An 18,149-nucleotide genomic window follows, 5' to 3' on the forward strand; every position below is an offset into this window, starting at 1 on the left:
GACCAGTTGATTTCCGCTAGGTGATTTTCACGGGGTTGACCACGTCCGCGATCAGCACCAGCAGTGTGAAGCAGACGAAGACGCCCGCCACCACGTACGCCACCGGCATCAGCTTCGCCACGTCGAACGGGCCCGGGTCCGGGCGTCGCAGCACCCTCGCCAGGTGGCGGCGCAGCGACTCCCACAGGGCGCCCGCGATGTGTCCGCCGTCGAGCGGGAGCAGCGGGAGCATGTTGAAGAGGAACAGGGAGAGATTGAAGCCGGCAATCAGCATCAGGGCGGTGGCCAGCTGCTGGGTCGGCGGGATGTCCATGGTGAAGATCTCGCCGCCGACGCGGGCCGCGCCGACCACGCCCATCGGGGAGTCGGGCTGGCGGGGGGCGCCGTCGAAGGCCGCGTTCCACAGGGCGGGGATCTTGCCGGGCAGGTCGGCGATGGAGCTGACGGCCTCGCCGAGCCGGTCGCCCATCCAGGACACCGACTCGCCGAAGTCCTGGCGGACCACGCCGTTTGCGGCGCTGAAGCCGAGGAAGCCGGCGGTGACGTACTTGCCCGGGACCACGTGTCCGGTGGAGTCCTTCTTCGCGACCTGGTTGGTGGCGATCTTCGCGTGCAGGGTCGTCTCCTGGCCCTTGCGGTCGACGACGATCGCCACGTCCTTGCCGGGGGTGGCGCGGATGAGGTCGGAGAGCTTGTTCCAGTCGTCGGTCCGCACCCCGTTGAAGGACACGATCTTGTCGCCGGCCTTGAGGCCGGCCGCGGCGGCCGGGGAGGCGGCGTCGGACTTCGTGCACTTGTCGCGGTTCTCGCTCTGGGCGATGACGCACTGCGAGACGGAGCTGACGGTGGTGGTCTGCTGGGTGATGCCGAAGCCCATCAGGACCGTGAGGAACAGAGCCACGGCCAGGACCAGGTTCATGAAGGGGCCCGCGAACATCACGATGACCCGCTTCCAGGGGGCGCGGGTGTAGAAGAGGCGGTTCTCGTCCCCGGGGCGGAGTTCCTCGAAGGCCGCCGAGCGGGCGTCCTCGATCATGCCGCGCCAGGGCGAGGTGGAGCGCGCGGTGATCCGGCCGTCGTCGCCGGGCGGGAACATGCCGATCATGCGGATGTAGCCGCCGAGCGGGACGGCCTTGAAGCCGTACTCCGTCTCGCCCTTCTTCCGCGACCAGAGGGTCGGGCCGAAGCCCACCATGTACTGCGGCACGCGGATGCCGAAGAGCTTGGCGGTGGACAGATGCCCCAGCTCGTGCCACGCGATCGAGACCAGCAGGCCGACCACGAAGATCACTATGCCGAGGATCATCATCAGGGATGTCATGCACGCGCCTCCGCGGCAGAAGTCGTCTGCGCCGTCAGTTCCCGGGCCCGGGCCCGTGCCCAGGTCTCCGCTTCGAGGACGTCCGGCACGGTGAGTGAGGTTCCCGTGGGCGGGGTGCCGTGCTCCTCGACGACCCTGGTCACGGTCTCCATGATCCCGTTGAACGGCAGCGCGCCACTGCGGAACGCCTCCACGCATTCCTCGTTGGCCGCATTGAACACCGCCGGCGCGGTGCCCGCGAGTTCACCCACGTGCCGGGCGAGGTTCACCGACGGGAACGCGTCATTGTCGAGCGGGAAGAACTCCCACGTCGAGGCCGTGCTCCAGTCGAAGGCCGGTGCCGCGTCGGGGACGCGCTCGGGCCAGCCCAGGCCGATGGCGATGGGCCCGCGCATGTCGGGGGGCGTCGCCTGGGCGATCGTCGATCCGTCGGTGAACTCAATCATCGAGTGGACATACGACTGGGGATGCACGACGACCTCAATGCGGTCGAAGGGAATGTCGTACAGCAAGTGTGCCTCGATCACCTCGAGGCCCTTGTTGACGAGGGTCGCCGAGTTGATCGTGATCACCGGGCCCATGGCCCAGGTGGGGTGGGCGAGGGCGTCCTGGACGGTGACGTTCGCCAGCTCGGCCTTGGTACGGCCGCGGAAGGGGCCGCCGGAGGCGGTGACGACGAGTTTGCGCACGTCGGCGCGCGTACCGGCCGCCAGCGCCTGGAACAGGGCCGCGTGCTCGGAGTCGACCGGGATGATCTGCCCGGGCTTGGCGAGCGCCTTGACCAGCGGGCCGCCGACGATGAGCGACTCCTTGTTGGCGAGCGCGAGGGTGCGGCCCGCCTCCAGGGCGGCGAGGGTCGGGGCGAGGCCGATGGAGCCGGTGATGCCGTTGAGCACGGTGTGGCAGTCGGAGGCGGCGAGCTGGGTGGCCGCCTCGGGCCCGGCGAGGACCTCCGGGAGCGCCTCCCCCGCGCCGTACTGCGCGGTGAGCGCCTCGCGCAGTGCCGGTACGGCGTCCTCACGGGCGACCGCGACGGTCCGTACCCGCAGCCGGTGCGCCTGTTCGGCGAGAAGGGCGATCCGGCCGCCGTTGGCGGACAGGCCGGTGACCCGGAAGCGGTCGGGGTTGCGCAGCACGAGGTCGATGGCCTGGGTGCCGATCGACCCGGTGGAGCCGAGGATCACCACGTCCTTGGGGCCGGTTCCCGCCACGGGGTCGTAGACGAGATGGGGGTCGGCGAGGGGGGCTGGACTGTCGCTCATTGCTCCATTGTTGCCGAGCCGGAGCGCCGGGTGGACAGTGCGTCGCTCGGGTGGGTGGCTTGTTGCGCTCTGCGCAGGCCGAAGGGGCCCCTGGGGGCTGCCCGGCGGTTGAGTTCGGCGTTCACGGACCCCGTGGTCGGTCGCCGCAGCCGCACGCGCCGGACAGCCCCCCCGGCGGAACGCCGTGAAGATCACGCGCCGGGGGTTGCCTCAGAAGGTGGTGCGGTCAGCGGACGGGACGGTGCACGTTCTCCTTCTCCGAGGCACCGGGGTCCGCCGCGGCGATCCACGGTCCCTCGCCCGACGGGTCGACGATGCCGTCCTCCAGCCACTCGTAGGTGCCCGACATGATGCCCTTGACCAGCTTGCGGTCGAGGTCGTCGGTGTTGGTCCACAGGCGGTTGAAGAGTTCCTCGACGCGGATGCGGGACTGGCGGCAGAAGACGTCGGCGAGCTGATAGGCCTCGCGGCCGTGGTCGCCCTGGCTGCGCAGGAGTTCGGCCCGTACGCAGGCCGCGCTCATCGCGAACAGTTCGGCGCCGATGTCGACGATGCGGCCGAGGAAGCCCTGCTTGGTCTCCATCTTCCCCTGCCAGCGGGACATGGCGTAGAAGGTGGAGCGGGCCAGCTTGCGGGAGTGCCGTTCGACGTAGCGCAGGTGCGGGGACAGGTCCACGCCGTGCTTGAACTGGCCGTAGGAGACCGGGAGTTGGCCCGGTCCCGCGACCAGCTTCGGGAGCCACTTGGCGTAGAAGACACCCGCGTTGGCGCCTGCCTTGGCCTTGTCCTGCAAGGACTTCTCGGGGTCGATCAGGTCGCCGGCCACCGACAGGTGGGCGTCGACGGCCTCGCGCGCGATCAGCAGATGCATGATCTCGGTCGAGCCCTCGAAGATGCGGTTGATGCGCAGGTCGCGCAGGACCTGTTCGGCCGGGACCGCCTTCTCGCCGCGGGCGGCGAGGGACGCGGCCGTCTCGAAGCCGCGGCCGCCGCGGATCTGGACGAGTTCGTCGGCGATGAGCCAGGCCATCTCCGAGGAGAAGAGCTTGGCCAGGGCGCCCTCGATGCGGATGTCGTTGCGGTCCTCGTCGGCCATCTGCGAGGACAGGTCGAGTACGGCCTCCAGGGCGAAGGTGGTCGCCGCGATGAAGGAGATCTTCGACCCGACCGCCTCGTGCTGGGCGATCGGCTTGCCCCACTGCTCACGGGCCGCCGACCACTCACGGGCGATCTTCAGGCACCACTTGCCGGCGGCCACGCAGGACGCGGGGAGCGAGAGCCGGCCGGTGTTGAGGGTGGTGAGGGCGATCTTCAGCCCCGCGCCCTCCGGCCCGATCCGGTTGGCCGCCGGGACGCGGACCTGGTGGAAGCGGGTGACGCCGTTCTCGATGCCGCGCAGGCCCATGAAGGCGTTGCGGTTCTCCACGGTGATGCCCGGCGAGTTGGTCTCCACGACGAAGGCGGTGATGCCGCCCTTGTGGCCCTCGCTCTTCGGCACCCGGGCCATCACGACCAGCAGGTCGGCGACCACGCCGTTGGTGGTCCACAGCTTCACGCCGTCGAGGACGTAGTCGTCCCCGTCCGGCACCGCGCTGGTCGCGAGGCGGGCCGGGTCGGAGCCGACGTCCGGCTCGGTGAGCAGGAAGGCACTGATGTCGGTGCGCGCGCAGCGGGGCAGGAACTGCTCCTTCTGTTCCTGCGTGCCGAACAGCTTGAGCGGCTGCGGTACGCCGATCGACTGGTGCGCCGACAGCAGCACGCCGATCGCCGGGGAGGCAGAGCCCGCCAGCGCGAGTGCCTTGTTGTAGTACACCTGGGTGAGGCCGAGGCCGCCGTACTTGGTGTCGATCTTCATGCCGAGGGCACCGATTTCCTTGAGGCCGTTGATCACCTCGTCGGGGATCCGGGCCTCCCGTTCGATCAGCGCGCCGTCGACCTTCGTCTCGCAGAAGTCGCGCAGCTTGGTGAGGAACTGCTCGCCGCGCTGCGCCTCCTCGGTGGACGGGGTGGGGTGCGGGTGGATGAGGTCGAGGCGGAAGCGGCCGAGGAAGAGTTCCTTGGCGAAGCTCGGCTTGCGCCAGTCCTGTTCACGGGCCGCCTCCGCCACCTGGCGGGCCTCGCGTTCGGTGACGGTGGGGCGTCGGGAAGAGGGTGCGGGTGCTGCGGACATTGGGGGCCACCTCGCCGCGAATCGGGATCTTGGTCGACTTTGGTTACCGACGGGTGCTACCCGATCGTATGTACCCGATTCGGGGCGAGGTCACCACCCTTTGTGCAGCCGTTCGGCGGATGTTTCTGGTACGACCTCTTCCGTGGGACAACACCGCGCAAGGAAAGCCGAGAAGAAAGCTGTCGAAGCGCTTCGACTCCCTATGGACACCCACCCTCGCTAGAGCTAGTGTCGAACCACCCCCACCCGCCCCTGTTCGCAATGCGCACTGTCGAAGCGCTTCACACGCTTGGAGAGCTGGATGGTCACCCTCGCCGAGGTCGCCCAGCATGCCGGAGTCTCGGCGAGCACGGTGAGCTATGTCCTCAGCGGCAAGCGGTCCATCTCCACGACCACCCGGCAGCGGGTCGAGCAGTCGATCCGCGAGCTCGGCTACCACCCGAACGCGGGCGCGCGGGCCCTGGCCAGCAGCAGGTCGAACATCATCGCGCTGATGGTCCCACTGCGCACCGACATGTACGTACCGGTGATGATGGAGATCGCCATCGCGGTCGCCACCACGGCCCGCACCCACGGCTACGACGTCCTGCTGCTGACCGGCGAGGAGGGCCCCGACGCGGTGCGCCGGGTGACCGGCAGCGGGCTCGCCGACGCGATGATCCTGATGGACGTCGAACTCGACGACGAGCGGCTGCCGTTGCTGCGCGGCACCGACCAGCCCTCGGTCCTCATCGGCCTGCCCGCCGACACCTCCGGACTGACCTGTGTCGACCTCGACTTCAAGGCGACCGGCGCACTGTGCGTGGAGCACCTGGCGATGCTCGGCCACCGCGACATCGCTGTCATAGGAGAGGCCCCCGCCGTCTACGAGCGGCACACGGGCTTCGCCGAGCGCACCCTCGACGGGCTGCGCTCGCGCGCCCAGGAGCTGGGCGTACGGCTGTTGCACCGGCCGTGCGAGGGCGGGTACGACGCCATGGCCGTCACCCTCGCCCGCATTCTCGACGAGCGGCCGGGCACCACCGGCTTCGTCGTGCAGAACGAGTCGGCGGTCGAGCCGCTGCTCGCCCTGCTCCGCCAGCAGGGCCGTGCCGTGCCCGAGGACGTGTCGGTGGTCGCGGTCTGCCCGGACCAGGTCGCCGTGCAGGCCTCGGTGCGGCTGACGTCGGTCGCCATCCCCGCGCAGGAGATGGGCCGGCACGCCGTGGAGCGGCTGGTCGCCAAGCTGGACGGCCGGGGCACGGACGAAGTCGTGCTGCTCGCCCCGGAGTTGACGGTACGGGCGAGCACGGGCCCGGCACCCTCCGGTACTTCCTGATCCCGCTCTTCCGTGCCCCTTGCGGGCACCCTCATGTCTTTCGGGAGCACCCTTCGTGAACCAGTCTGCCGAAAACCAGCCACCGGCCGGGGCGCAGCCCCAGGTCAGCCTCGCCCAGTCGTCACCCACCGTCGGCACCTTCCGGGAGCGGGACGGCGCGCTGGAGTGGAGCGGCCGTCAGGAGACCCTCCGCATCGAACCCTGGGGTCCGGACGCGGTCCGGGTGCGGGCCAGGCTCGGCGGCCCGATCCTGGAGGGCCTGCCGGGCGCCCTGCTCGACGAGGCGCCGGCCACCGAGAGCAGCGTCAAGATCGGTGACGGAGAAGGGCAGTTGACGGTCGGCGCGCTCACCGTGGAGGTGAGCGCCGAGGGCCTGATCCGCTTCCTGCGTACCGACGACGGCCACGAGGTGCTGGCCGAGGAGCGCGCCCACTTCTGGTGGCCGGGGTCACGGTTGTACACAGCCGTCGGGAACGGCCACCACCGGCTCGAGCAGCGGTTCGCCGCCTACGACGACGAGAAGCTGTACGGCCTCGGGCAGCACCAGCACGGCCGCCTCGACCAGAAGGGCCTGGTCCTCGACCTGGTCCAGCGCAACGCCGAGGTCGGCATCCCGGTGCTCTCCTCCAGCCGCGGCTACACCCTGCTGTGGAACAACCCGGCGATCGGCCGCGTGGAGCTGGCGCACAACGGCACCCGCTGGGTGGCCGACTCGGCCCGGCAGATCGACTACTGGATCACCGCGGGCACCCCGGCCGACGGCCAGCGCCGCTACAGCGCGGTCACCGGCCGTACGCCGATGCTGCCGGAGTGGGCGGCCGGCTTCTGGCAGTGCAAGCTGCGCTACCGCACCCAGGACGAACTCCTGGCGGTGGCAAGGGAGTACAAGCGCAGGGGCCTGCCCATCTCGGCCATCGTGTGCGACTTCTTCCACTGGACGCACCTGGGCGAGTGGAAGTTCGACCCGGCAGAGTGGCCCGACCCGGCGGCGATGGTCCGTGAACTGGACGAGCTCGGCATCAAGCTGGTGGTGAGCGTCTGGCCATCCGTGTCACCGCTGAGCGAGAACCACCCGGTGATGGAACAGCGCGGCTACTTCATCGGCACCCAGTACGGCCCGATGGCACACGCCGACTGGCCCGACAAGCAGGTCGCCTCCACCGTCCAGGTCGCCTTCTACGACGCCACGAACCCGGAGGCCCGTGAGTTCGTGTGGTCGCGCGTGAAGGAGAACTACCTGGAGCCGTACGGCATCACGGCCTTCTGGCTGGACGCCTGCGAGCCCGAGCTCAAGCCCGGCTTCCAGGAGAACCTGCGCTACTGGGCGGGCCCCGGCCTGGAGGTCGGCAACAGCTACCCCGCCGAGAACTCCCGCACCTTCTACGAGGGCCTGCGCGCGTCCGGCGAGGACGAGGTGATCACCCTCAACCGCTCGGCCTGGGCGGGCAGTCAGCGCTACGGCGCCGCCCTGTGGTCCGGCGACATCGGCACCGACCTCCCGACCCTGCGCCGCCAGATCGCGGCCGGCCTGAACACGGCCCTCTCCGGCATCCCCTGGTGGAACACCGACATCGGCGGCTTCCACGGCGGCGACCCGGACGACCCGGCGTACCGCGAGGTCATGGTGCGGTGGTTCCAGTTCGGGGCCCTGTCTCCCCTGATGCGGCTGCACGGGTTCCGTGACCCGGGGATGCCGCTGGGGCCGGAGATGACCGGCGGGCCGAACGAGGTGTGGTCCTACGGCGAGGAGGCCAGGGCCATCCTGGAGAAGTACCTGCGGCTGCGGGAGCGGTTGAAGCCGTATGTCCTGGACGTGATGCGAGAGGCGCACGAGGAGGGGTTGCCGGTGATGCGGCCGCTGTTCCTGGAGTTTCCGGAGGACCAGGCCGCCTGGGGCGTGGATGATGCGTATCTGTTCGGGCGGGATCTGTTGGTGGCGCCGGTGCTTACGGCTGGCGCGAGCGCCCGGACTGTCTATCTTCCGGTGGGGGCTACGTGGACCGATGCGTGGACCGGTCGGACGTACGAGGGTGGTGCGACCGTGACCGTCGCGGCGCCGTTGGATCGGATTCCGCTGTTCTTGCGGGACGGTGTGCAGCTGCCTATTGCTTCGCAGGATGTGCCGCTATAGGTGCGTCGTCGACTGCTGCGCCGTCGTGGCTGGTCGCGCAGTTCCCCGCGCCCCTTTCAGGGGCGCGACAGAACCGCAGCGGACAATGTTCCGCCTGTTAGTTCCTGCAGACGGACTCCAGGGAGCGGACCAGGGCCTTTGTGTGGACCAGGTCCGGGTGTTTTTCGTGGTGGACCTCGATCACCGCCACGAAGAGTTCGGGGCGGCACGTCGGGGCCGTGCGGTCGGGGGTCGTGTCTGCGACCGCCTGGACCAGGTCCGTGTTGATGCGGTTGATGGTCTGGCGGACCACGTTCAGGTCGGGCCTGGTGGTGGGGGCCTGGTCGGGGTGGGCGGTCCAGCGGGCGTAGAGGGCGCGCTGGACGTCCTTGTTGGCCTCGATCTGGTCGCGGAAGATGCGGCGGACCTCGTCGGGGTCGGCGCCGATCTGCTTCGCCTGTGCGGCGACGTTGTCGAGGACCACCTGCTCGCGGGCGGGGTCGTCGATGGGGCTGTCGGTGCCCCACTTGGCCGCGGCCACCAGGTCGGCGGTGGCGAGGCGTTCGGCGGCGAGGGAGGCCACCGGGTGCAGGGGCGAGGACCAGGGGGATGCGGGTGCCGCTGCCGCGGTGCCCGGTATGGCGAGCACTGCGGCAGCGGCCGCCAGCGTGGTGCGGAGGGGGGTGAGGATCTGCATGGGGTCCATGAAACCTCACCCGGTCCGCATCAACATCAACTGCTGCTGACGCTTTCGCTGTTGACGATGAAGTTCAGGCCACCGGACGATGACGTGATCTCGAAGCCGAACTGCACGTCCCCGATGGTGACGTTGCCGAACCAGCCCTTGGTGTCCTTGATCCACTTCAGGATCGGCAGAATGTCGACCGTGCCGGAGGCCGAGTTGGAGCTGCGGACGAACGAGAACACGTCGTTGGAGCCGTTGGTGCCCTTGTAGACGGTCCAGGAGTGACCGCCCAGCGTGACGTTGCCCTGCGAGGAGCCGAGCGGGCCGACGGCTCCGGTCTTGTTCATCCAGAGCATGATCTCGTACCTGTGGTTGGTGTCCCAGATGTCGTACGCCGTCTCGTACGCGCCGGACGACGGGACGCTGACGTTGTAGCTGCTGGAGAGCGAACCGAGCGAGGTGACCGACTTGTTGATCGTCTTGGTGGCGTTCGGGTAGGACTTGATGCCGCCGGTGTTGGGGTGGTCGGCCCAGACACCCCAGTTGGTGCCGGAGTTGGCCCAGATGCACTGGCTGCCGGCGCCGGAACCCCAGATGTTGTTGTAGAGCGTGTAGCCGTTCAGGCTCGTGCTGCCGTACTGGGCGCACGAGTTCCAGACCGCCGCGGAGGCGGGGGCGGACGCGAGGCCGACGGTGGCGCCGATGGCCGTCGCCGGGGCCAGTACGGCCATGGTGACCTTGCGCAGAGTGCTCTTTGCCATGGTGTCCCTTCCATGGGTGGGGGGAACTGCGGGGTGGCTACCACGCCCCCAGGTCGAGGACGTGGTCTTCTCCGGCGACGAGGTCGAGCGGCCGGGTGCCGGAAGAAGTCCTGAGTTCGACGCGGTGCGTACGGGTGGGGCGCAGCACCGCCGTCGCTTCTTGTGGGTTCCAGGTGAGGTCGAGTTCCGCCCCGAACCGGGTGCGGACACCGAGGAGCCGGCCCTTGGGGCAGGCCTTCGGGAGCGCGGGCAGCAGGACCAGTCGGTCCGGGGTCGACTGCACGAGCATCTCGATCAGCACGGCGGGCAGGGTGTGGGCGGCGTCGGCGTTGTAGACGTCGCGGTCCGGATAGTGCGCGCTCATCAGGGAGGCGTGGAAGAAGTCGCCGTTGAGCACCTGGCCGAGGGCGTGCGCGACCCGTTCACCGTCGCGCAGCCGGGCGGCGACCAGGGCGTGGTGCAGATGGCCGTGGGCCGAGTCGTTCTCGGCGCCGCGCAGTTCGAGGGCGCGGTGGGCGGCCGCCGCGAGGTCCGGGGTGTCGTAGGGGTTGATCTCGTCGAGCGGCCAGACGCCGTAGAGGTGGCTGAGGTGACGGTGGTCGTAGGTGTCGTCGAGGCCGGGCCAGGCCCATTCGGCGAGGGCGCCGTCGGCGTTGATCCGGTGGGGCGGCAGCCGGTCGGCGAGGGCACGCCAGCGGTCGGCCTCGGGGGTGCCCGGGTGGTACTCGGCCGCCGTCAGCAGCGCGTGCCGGGCGGCCGAGAGGTCCATGGCCGCGTTGATCGCACCCCAGCTCGCGTTCGCCGGGCGGTTCTCCGGCGAGTAGGACGGGACGACGACCACGTGTCCGTCGTTGTCGGTCCTGGTGAGGAAGTCCTCGTAGAAGAGGGCGACTTGGGCGAGCGCGTGGGCGGTACGGGGGTCCCGGGCGCCGTTCGTCTCGTCGTGGTCGACCAGCGGTTTGAGCAGCCAGTCGGCGCCCGCGGTCCACAGGTGCAGGGGGTACTCGCGGCTGAAGTGGTACGACAGCCCGGACTCGCCGTCGGTGTGGGCGGGGGCGACGACGCCACGGGCGCCGAAGACCGCGCCGGCGTTCTCGGCCCAGTCCGGGAGCTGACGCTGAATCAGAGAGGCGAGGGCTTCCGTGACTTCGGGAAGGGCTGCGGCCGCTGCGGACGCGGTCTGGAGGTTGAGGTTGGCGTCGTTGGTGAACGCCCCCGACCACGCGGTGTCCCAGTCGCCGGTCCACAGGCCGACCAGGCGGGGCGGGAGCAGACCGCTCGCGGAGAGCAGGTGGTAGCGGCCGGCGGCGAAGAGGCGCTCCAGGAGGGCCGGGCTGTCGGGGTGCGCGAGCAGCTCCGAGCCGGGCAGGGCGCGCTCTGCGGGGTCCGCGTCCAGGTCGAGGGTGACGCGCTCGTAGGCGCTGCGGTGCACAGCGGTGTGGCGGTCCAGGAGGAGGGTGTACGGGTCCTCACCGGCCGGCAGCAGTTCGCGCAGGGCGCGGGCGTGGGGGGTCGTGTCCAGCTCGCCGGTGTGCCGCAGCACCCTGGTCAGCAGCAGGACCGACTCCGCGTCCGCGACGCGTACGCCGGGGGGCGTGAGGGTGGTACGGCCGCCCGTGACCACGACGAGTGTCACCCCGGTGTACGCCGTGTCGCTGCCGGGGTAGCGGCCGCGCAGGGTGAGCAGGGCGCCCTCGGGGGTGAGGACCGCGCCGTCGCCCACGGCGAGGCCCGGCGGTGCGCCCGGCAGGCGATGGTCCAGGGAGATGTCGAGGTCGGCCGCCGTGATGTGCTGGACGATCACGTCGTCGGCGCGGGACACGAAGACCCGGCTGCTCCAGCCCTCGCAGACCGCCTTCACCACGCCGGTGGCGAAGTCGACGGAGCGACGGTAGCGGAGCGGCTCCTCGCCGGACGGTCTGCGCAGTCGTACCTGGAAGGCGGGGTGGAAGGGCTGGACCCACTGGAGGTCGCGTCCGTCGGTGAAGGTCTCGGCGGCGTGCAGTTCGCCCGCGAGCAACTTGTCCTGGAGAAGTGGTAGCTGGTCGGCGAGGCGGGGCGGACGGGCGCTCTCGGCGCCGTTGGGGCGGATGAGCGTGTGGTGGGTCACGACGACCCGCTCGTCGTTCGGGTCACCGAACGCGAGTGCGCCATGGTGACCGTTGCCGCTCAGGAAGCCGTCCTCCCAGCGGGTGGCGGGAACGGGTTCCCAGGTTCCGTGGACGATGTTCATCGGTGTGCTCATGTGTGTGTTCATGGGCGCAACACCATCACGCCGTACCGGCCGAGGGTGACCTCGCCCTCCACTGTCGCGCCCGTCAGCAGGTCACGGTGGGTGCCCGGCACCTGCACGGTCACCGACTCCCGCCCGTGGTTGAGCACGAAGAGCAGGTCACCGCGGCGCACCGCCTCCACCCGGTCGGGCAGGCCGTCGAGGACGGGGCGGGCGCCCGCGTCGGCCGCGACACCGGCCAGCAGGACGCGCAGCGCGTGCGGCTCGGGGAGCGTGGAGACGTACCAGGCGCGGCCCCTGCGCAGCACGGCGGGCAGGCCGTCGAGCTCGCCGCCCTTGTACCTGGCCTCGACCGAGGCGTCCTCCGCGGCCTCGATCTCCTCCGACCAGAGGCTGCCGTGGAAACCGTCGGTCTCGGCGGTCTCGTCCGCGTCCAGCGGCCACCACTCGTGCAGCGTGCGGATGCCGAACAGCTCGCGCAGACGGGGGTCCATGCCGCCGGGGCGCACCCGGTCGTCCTCGTCGGCGACACCGGTCAGGAACCCGCAGACGAGGGTGCCGCCGCCGCGGACGTAGGCGAGGAGGTTGTCGACCGCAGCGTCCGTGAGGGCGTACAGCTGGGGGGCCACGACCAGCTTGTAGGCGGTGAGGTCGTGTTCGGGGTGGGCGAAGTCGGTGGTGAGGTGGGCCTGCCACAGAGCGCGGTGCCAGGTGGTGAGGACCGGGGCGTGGTCGACCCGGGTCGAGAGCCGGCCCTCGTGGGCACCGGCCCACCACGAGTGCCAGTCGTGCAGGATCGCGATGTCGTTGCTGCTGTGACGATCCGTCACCTCACCGCTGATCCTGGCCAGTTCGGTGCCGAGCTGCTTGACCTCCTGATACGTACGACCCTCCGGCCCGGCATGGCTGACCATCCCGGAGTGGAACTTCTCCGCGCCCTGCCGGGACTGGCGCCACTGGAAGTAGCAGACGGCGTCGGCGCCGCGGGCCACCGCCTGGAGGGACCAGAGGCGGTTGAGGCCGCGCGGCTTGGGGTGGTTGACGCCGCGCCAGTTGACCGGGCCCGCCGCCTGCTCCATCAGCATCCAGGGGCCGCGTGCCTGCGAGCGGGTCAGGTCCTGGACGAGGGCGCCTTGCTGCGCCCCGAAGGGGTCGCGCGGATCGGGATAGAGGTCGACGGAGACGACGTCCTCCTCCTCGGCCCACCGCCAGGCGTCCAGCCCGGTCCACAGCGCCATGAAATTGGTGGTGACCGGGATGTGGGAGGGGGTGTGCCGCCGGACGATGTCCCGCTCGGCGATGTAACACTCCAGGAGCATGTCGGAGGTGAACCGCTTGAAGTCCAGCACCTGGCCCGGGTTCTTCAGGTAGTGGGCGTGGCGGGGCGGCAGGACCTCGGCCCAGTCGCCGTAGCCCTGGCTCCAGAAGGCCGTGCCCCAGGCGGAGTTGAGGGCGTCGAGCGTGCCGTACTTCGTCTGCAGCCAGCGGCGGAAGCGGGCTGCGGCCTCGTCGCCCCAGTCGTAGGTGCAGTACTCGTTGTTGATGTGCCACATGGTGAGGGCGGGGTGGCCGCCGTAGCGGGCGGCGAGGTCCTCGGTGATGGCTGCGGCATAGCGGCGGTAGGCGGCGCTGGAGTGCGAGAAGTGCTGGCGGCCGCCCCACCATTCGGTGCGGCCGTCCTCGTCGCGGGGCAGGGTCTCGGGGTGCAGCCGGCCGAGCCAGGGCGGCGGCGAGGAGGTGGGCGTGGCGAGCACGACACCGATACCGCCCGCGTGCATGAGGTCCATCAGCCGGTCGAGCCAGCCGAACTCCCGCTCCCCCGGCCGGGGTTCGAGCTTCGCCCAGGAGAAGACACCGAGGGTGACGGAGTTGACGCCGGCCTCCTGCATGAGCCGTACGTCCTCGGTCCAGGTCTCCTCGGGCCACTGCTCGGGGTTGTAGTCGCCGCCGAAGAGGATGCGGCCGCGGGTGGCGTCGCCGAGCGCCGGCATCAGACGGGCTCCCCGTACTGGATCCCGCGCCCGTTGGTGGCGAGGTAGACGCGGCCGTGGATGCGCGGGTCACCGGTGACGGCCGCGCCGATCCAGCCCCACTGGTGCCGGTCGTCGTTGATCCGCACCCAGGTCCTCGCCTCGTCGTCGGAGCGGTGGACGCCGGTGACGGTCCCGATCGTGCCGACCTGGTAGAGGGCCGGGTAGTCGGAGCCCTTCGCGGCCCTGCCGAAACCGAGGCACTCCGAGGCGCCGACGCCGGCGGTCCTCGCGAAGCTCGCGCCGCCGTCGGTGGACCGGTGCAGGCCCTGCCCCTTGGCGCTCAGCCACAGATCGCCGGACCTGCCCGGTGCGGCGACCAGCTGGAACTGGCTGTCCCCGGAGGGGAGTCCGGTCGCCCGGGCCGTGAAGGTCCGGCCGCTGTCGGTGCTGGCGTACAGCGTTCCCGTGTCGGTGTCGTACGCATAGAAGAGCGTCGGGTCGGCCGGGTCGGCGACCGGCGTGGCGCCCTTCGGGAAGGAGGGGACCTCGGACCAGGTGGCGCCGTGGTCCGTGGAGCGGTGGGCGGGGTACTCGGTGCCGTCCGAGTGCACGAAGACCCACAGCAGCACGCTGCCGTCGGCACTCACGGCGATCGGCCCCGGCCCGTCCTTGGCGAGGGCGGGCTGCGCCTCGAAAGGCACCCAGGTCTGCCCGCCGTCGTTGGAGCGGGCACCGTTGCCGTGGTCGCCCCAGCCGGTACGGACGACGTACGACGGCTTGTTCGCGGCCTGGGCGAGCCCCGTCGCCGACCCGAACACGGGGTTGGTCGCCATGCCGCGGGAGGGAGACGCAGTGAGCCGCTCGTGGTACAGCACCCCGATGTCACCGCAGCCGCTGATCAGGTGCGCCTGGCCGGCCGGGGGCGAGATCAGCAGGCGCACGGCCGTCTCCTCCAGACCGCGGATCTGCGGGGCCCAGTTCCTCAGGTCCCGGGTGCCGTAGAGGGTGGCGCCGGTGCCGTACACGATGTGCCGGGAGTCGTACGGGTCGACGGCGAGCGCCTGGATCCACCATCCGAACTTGGGCTTGTCGGCGCCCCACTTGAGATAAGGGGTCTCGGACACGTCGAGGACGGCGGAGTCCTTGAGGGACGTCCAGGTGCGGCCGCCGTCGGTGGTCCGGTACAGGGTGTCGATCTCGGCCCACCGGTTGTTGGTGGAGACGACGACGGTGCCGGGGCGGCGGGCGTCGACGGCGACGCCGCCGTACCCGAAGGTGTCGGCGGAACCGTCGGAAGTGGTGCCGCCCGGTCTCACGGGGGTCACGTCGGTCCACTTCCCGCTGGTGGTGCACAGCTTGTGCACACTGCCGTCGGACTGGCCGTTGGGGCCCGGCGCGTCGGCGTACGTCACGTACAGCTCGCGGGTGTACCGGTCGTACCCGGCGCGGACCGGCACCTTGGCGGCCGTGCCGGTGGGCCCGCCGGGGACGGCTTCCCAGCTGGTGCCGTCGGTGGTGCGGAAGAGGTTGGCGGTGCTGCCGTCGGAGTCGCCCCAGCCGGCGTAGAGGGCGCGCCCGGCGGCGACGAGGAGGGTGACGCCCTGCCCGGAGGCGCTCGGGGTGCCCGGGAAGCCGCCGGCAGCGGCCCAGGTGGCTCCCCGGTCGGTCGACTTGAGCAGCCCGTCGTGCCGGGTGCCCAGCCACAGGGTGTCGCTGTCCCACGGATCGACGAGCAGCCGCTCACCCGTACCCCGCCCGTCCTCGTTGGCGCCGAGCTTGACGCCGAGGTCGGTGCGGGTCCAGGTGGCACCGCGGTCCTCGGAGCGCAGGACGGCCCCGTTGCCGGCCCAGGACTGGGTGTAGGTGCCGAGGGCGAGGTGGACGCGGTCGGGGTGGGCGGGGTCGACGGCGATGGCCTCGACGCCGAGGAGGTTCCAGTCGTCCGCGCCGAGGTGGTCGGTCAGCGGGGTCCAGCGGGCGGCCTTGTCGTCCCAGCGGTAGGCGCCGCCGATGTCGGTACGGGCGTAGGCGAGGCCGCGGACCGAGGGGTGGAAGAGGACGCCGGTGACGAAACCGGTGCCGCCTATGACGGCGTTGCGCCAGCGGTAGGCCGGCGTGGCGGTGGCAGCCGGTGCCGCGGCCAGCGCCCGCCCGGGGAGCAGCGGAACGGCGGTGAGCGCGGCGGTCGCCGCGGTACCGGCGAGAACGGCACGTCGGCTCGGAGTGAACGCGGGCATGACAGACCTCGTTCTGTGCGGTGGGGAGCAACGGGAGGTTTGGGACCGCCGCGGCCGACCGCTGCTGGAGGCAGGTCGGCCGCGGCGGAGTCGAGAGGTGTGGCTCAGCCCTTGATGGCGCCGGTGAGCATGCCCTTCCTGAAATGCTTCTGGACGAAGGGCGACAGCACGGCCACGGGCAGCAGGGCCATCACCATGACCGCCATCTGGATGGCGAGCCCGGACAGCTGACCGGTCCTGATGGCCTGGCTCAGGCCGACCGGCGCTTCCTGCTTCTGCACGAGCTGGATCATGACGTTCTGCAGCGGCATCATGTCCTGGTCGTTCAGATAGAGCGACGCGTTGAACCAGGCACTCCAGTAGCCGACGGCGTAGAAGAGCGTGATCACCGCGAGGACGGCCCGCGACAGCGGCATGACGATCCGCCAGAGGATCCGCAGGTCCCCGGCGCCGTCGATGCGCGCGCTGTCGATGAGCTCCGGCGAGATCTCCATGAAGAAGCCGCGCAGCACCAGGATGTTGAAGACGCTGATGGCGCTCGGCAGGATCAGTGCGAGATAGCTGTCGGTCAGGCCGAGGGACTGCACCAGCAGATAGGTGGGGATGAGGCCGGCGCTGAAGAACATGGTCGCCAGCAGCACCATCAGGATCCAGCGGTGGCCGAGGGACCCGCTCCGGGACAGGCCGTAGGCACACAGGACGGACACCGTCATCGAGAACAGCGTGCCGAACAGGGTGACGGAGATGCTGACGAGGGCGGCGCGGGTGACCTGGCCGCCGCTGAGCAGCTCCTGGTAGGCGATGAAGGTGATGCCCTTGGGCACCAGCACCAGGCCGCCCGCCTCGTTGATCGTCTTGCGCGAGGACAGGCTGGTGACGACCACGATCCACAGCGGGAAGAGGATCGCCAGGCAGGCGAACGTCAGGGCGATGCCCTTGCCCGCGAGACCGGCCCGGGAGGGCTCCTCCTCCCATGCGGGGCGCTCGGGTGCGGTCCACCAGCGCGGCCGGCTCACCGGTTCGTCGATGACGGCGGTCACTTCTTGTACACCCCCTGCTCGCCCATGAGATGGGCCACCTTGTTCGCGGCGAGGACCAGGCCGATGCTGACCACGCCCTTGACCAGTCCCGCGGCGGCCGCGTAGCCGAAGTCCTGGTTGCGGACGCCGTTCCACCACACGAAGGTGTCGAGGACTTCTCCGGCGCCCGGTCCGACGCCGTCGCGTTGGAGCAGGATCTGCTCGAAGCCGACGGTCAGGGCGTCGCCGACGCGCAGCACCAGCAGCAGGGCGATGACCGGCCGCAGGGCGGGCAGGGTGATGTGCCACATGCGGCGCCAGCGTCCGGCGCCGTCCATCGCGGCGGCCTCGTACAGGTCCGGGCTGACCGAGGCGAGCGCGGCGAGGAAGACGATGATCCCCCACCCGGCGTCCTTCCACACGCTCTGCGCGGTGAGCAGGAAGGGGAAGGTGTCCGGGTTGGTCATGATGTTCAGGCCGTCGTGGCCGTTCTCCCGCAGAAGTTGGGAGAGCATTCCCGCGCCGCCGAACATCTGCTGGAAGACGGCGATGACCAGCACCCAGGAGAAGAAGTGCGGCAGGTACAGGACGGCCTGCGCGACGGCCCGCACCCGGGGCCTGACCACGCTGTTGATGAGCAGCGCGAGCAGGATCGGAACCGGGAAGAACAGCAGGAGCTGCACGAAGAACAGCACCAGTGTGTTCTCGACGGCGTTCCAGAAGGCGGAGTCCTCGAACATCCGCTGGAAGTTCTCCAGGCCCACGAAGGGGCTGTGCAGGATGGAGACGATGCCGTTGTCGCTGATGTACGGGTCGTAGTCCTGGAAGGCGACGACGTTGCCGAGGATGGGCAGGTAGTTGAAGATCAGGAGGAGCACGACAGCCGGCAGCGTCATGAGGATCAGGACGCGGTCGCGCCGGAACCGGTGCCGCAGGCTCGGTTTTCCCGTGACTCGTTTCTCCCGGGGGCGGGCGGCGTCGCCGGACGCCGCCGCGGTCTTCACCGGTGTGCTGGCCTCGGCGCTGCTCCGAGGCACCGTGCTGTGGGACACGGTCGGTC

At 70.3% G+C, this 18,149-nt stretch carries 12 protein-coding genes; 2 read left to right on the forward strand and 10 right to left on the reverse strand.

The annotated features are described in order from the left end of the window. Window positions 1-16: 16 nt before the first annotated feature. The 3 genes from ACFY1E_RS22845 to ACFY1E_RS22855 form a co-directional block, all read right to left on the reverse strand. Entirely contained in the window at window positions 17-1,309 is a 1,293-nt protein-coding gene (locus tag ACFY1E_RS22845; RefSeq protein WP_389079284.1) for a M50 family metallopeptidase, read from the reverse strand. Between the two features lie 8 nt (window positions 1,310-1,317). After that, a complete protein-coding gene (dxr, locus tag ACFY1E_RS22850; protein ID WP_389078828.1) occupies window positions 1,318-2,583 on the reverse strand; it encodes a 1-deoxy-D-xylulose-5-phosphate reductoisomerase in 1,266 nt (421 codons plus the stop codon). Between the two features lie 226 nt (window positions 2,584-2,809). After that, window positions 2,810-4,753, reverse strand: coding sequence for an acyl-CoA dehydrogenase family protein (locus ACFY1E_RS22855; RefSeq protein WP_389078830.1), 1,944 nt, complete (start codon window positions 4,751-4,753; stop codon window positions 2,810-2,812). A gap of 301 nt (window positions 4,754-5,054) precedes the next feature. On the opposite strand from ACFY1E_RS22855, the gene ACFY1E_RS22860 reads away from it, so the two are divergent. Beyond that, window positions 5,055-6,071, forward strand: a complete 1,017-nt coding sequence (locus ACFY1E_RS22860; protein ID WP_351480256.1) for a LacI family DNA-binding transcriptional regulator — start codon at window positions 5,055-5,057, stop codon at window positions 6,069-6,071. A gap of 55 nt (window positions 6,072-6,126) precedes the next feature. Further along, window positions 6,127-8,202, forward strand: coding sequence for a TIM-barrel domain-containing protein (locus tag ACFY1E_RS22865; RefSeq protein ID WP_389078833.1), 2,076 nt, complete (start codon window positions 6,127-6,129; stop codon window positions 8,200-8,202). Between the two features lie 97 nt (window positions 8,203-8,299). Here the strand turns inward: ACFY1E_RS22865 and ACFY1E_RS22870 are convergent, their stop codons facing one another. The 7 genes from ACFY1E_RS22870 to ACFY1E_RS22900 form a co-directional block, all read right to left on the reverse strand. After that, window positions 8,300-8,878: a chorismate mutase gene (locus ACFY1E_RS22870; RefSeq protein ID WP_389079286.1), complete on the reverse strand. Its 579-nt coding sequence runs from the start codon at window positions 8,876-8,878 to the stop codon at window positions 8,300-8,302. A gap of 35 nt (window positions 8,879-8,913) precedes the next feature. After that, on the reverse strand, window positions 8,914-9,627 hold the full coding sequence (locus ACFY1E_RS22875) for a hypothetical protein (protein WP_389078835.1): 714 nt from the start codon (window positions 9,625-9,627) through the stop codon (window positions 8,914-8,916). A 37-nt stretch (window positions 9,628-9,664) separates the two neighbouring features. After that, window positions 9,665-11,860: a glycoside hydrolase N-terminal domain-containing protein gene (locus ACFY1E_RS22880; RefSeq protein ID WP_389079289.1), complete on the reverse strand. Its 2,196-nt coding sequence runs from the start codon at window positions 11,858-11,860 to the stop codon at window positions 9,665-9,667. Between the two features lie 20 nt (window positions 11,861-11,880). After that, a complete protein-coding gene (locus tag ACFY1E_RS22885; RefSeq protein WP_389078837.1) occupies window positions 11,881-13,851 on the reverse strand; it encodes a beta-galactosidase in 1,971 nt (656 codons plus the stop codon). Next, on the reverse strand, window positions 13,851-16,070 hold the full coding sequence (locus tag ACFY1E_RS22890; protein WP_389078840.1) for a 1,4-beta-glucanase: 2,220 nt from the start codon (window positions 16,068-16,070) through the stop codon (window positions 13,851-13,853). Before ACFY1E_RS22890 ends, ACFY1E_RS22885 begins: the two co-directional genes overlap by 1 nt. Before the next feature lie 104 nt (window positions 16,071-16,174). Continuing rightward, on the reverse strand, window positions 16,175-17,110 hold the full coding sequence (locus ACFY1E_RS22895) for a carbohydrate ABC transporter permease (protein ID WP_389078842.1): 936 nt from the start codon (window positions 17,108-17,110) through the stop codon (window positions 16,175-16,177). Next, window positions 17,107-18,141, reverse strand: coding sequence for an ABC transporter permease (locus ACFY1E_RS22900; RefSeq protein WP_389078845.1), 1,035 nt, complete (start codon window positions 18,139-18,141; stop codon window positions 17,107-17,109). Before ACFY1E_RS22900 ends, ACFY1E_RS22895 begins: the two co-directional genes overlap by 4 nt. Between the last annotated feature and the right edge of the window lie 8 nt (window positions 18,142-18,149).

It is taken from the genome of Streptomyces sp. NPDC001604 (genome assembly GCF_042893475.1).
GTDB lineage: Bacteria > Actinomycetota > Actinomycetes > Streptomycetales > Streptomycetaceae > Streptomyces.

Excerpts from the sequence above, each read along its gene's own strand:
- ACFY1E_RS22870 (WP_389079286.1), bottom strand. The coding sequence starts at position 8,878 with ATGCAGATCCTCACCCCCCTCCGCACCACGCTGGCGGCCGCTGCCGCA.
- ACFY1E_RS22860 (WP_351480256.1), top strand. The coding sequence starts at position 5,055 with ATGGTCACCCTCGCCGAGGTCGCCCAGCATGCCGGAGTCTCGGCGAGC.
- ACFY1E_RS22880 (WP_389079289.1), bottom strand. The coding sequence starts at position 11,860 with ATGAACATCGTCCACGGAACCTGGGAACCCGTTCCCGCCACCCGCTGG.
- dxr (WP_389078828.1), bottom strand. The coding sequence starts at position 2,583 with ATGAGCGACAGTCCAGCCCCCCTCGCCGACCCCCATCTCGTCTACGAC.
- ACFY1E_RS22855 (WP_389078830.1), bottom strand. The coding sequence starts at position 4,753 with ATGTCCGCAGCACCCGCACCCTCTTCCCGACGCCCCACCGTCACCGAA.
- ACFY1E_RS22885 (WP_389078837.1), bottom strand. The coding sequence starts at position 13,851 with ATGCCGGCGCTCGGCGACGCCACCCGCGGCCGCATCCTCTTCGGCGGC.
- ACFY1E_RS22845 (WP_389079284.1), bottom strand. The coding sequence starts at position 1,309 with ATGATGATCCTCGGCATAGTGATCTTCGTGGTCGGCCTGCTGGTCTCG.
- ACFY1E_RS22890 (WP_389078840.1), bottom strand. The coding sequence starts at position 16,070 with ATGCCCGCGTTCACTCCGAGCCGACGTGCCGTTCTCGCCGGTACCGCG.
- ACFY1E_RS22875 (WP_389078835.1), bottom strand. The coding sequence starts at position 9,627 with ATGGCAAAGAGCACTCTGCGCAAGGTCACCATGGCCGTACTGGCCCCG.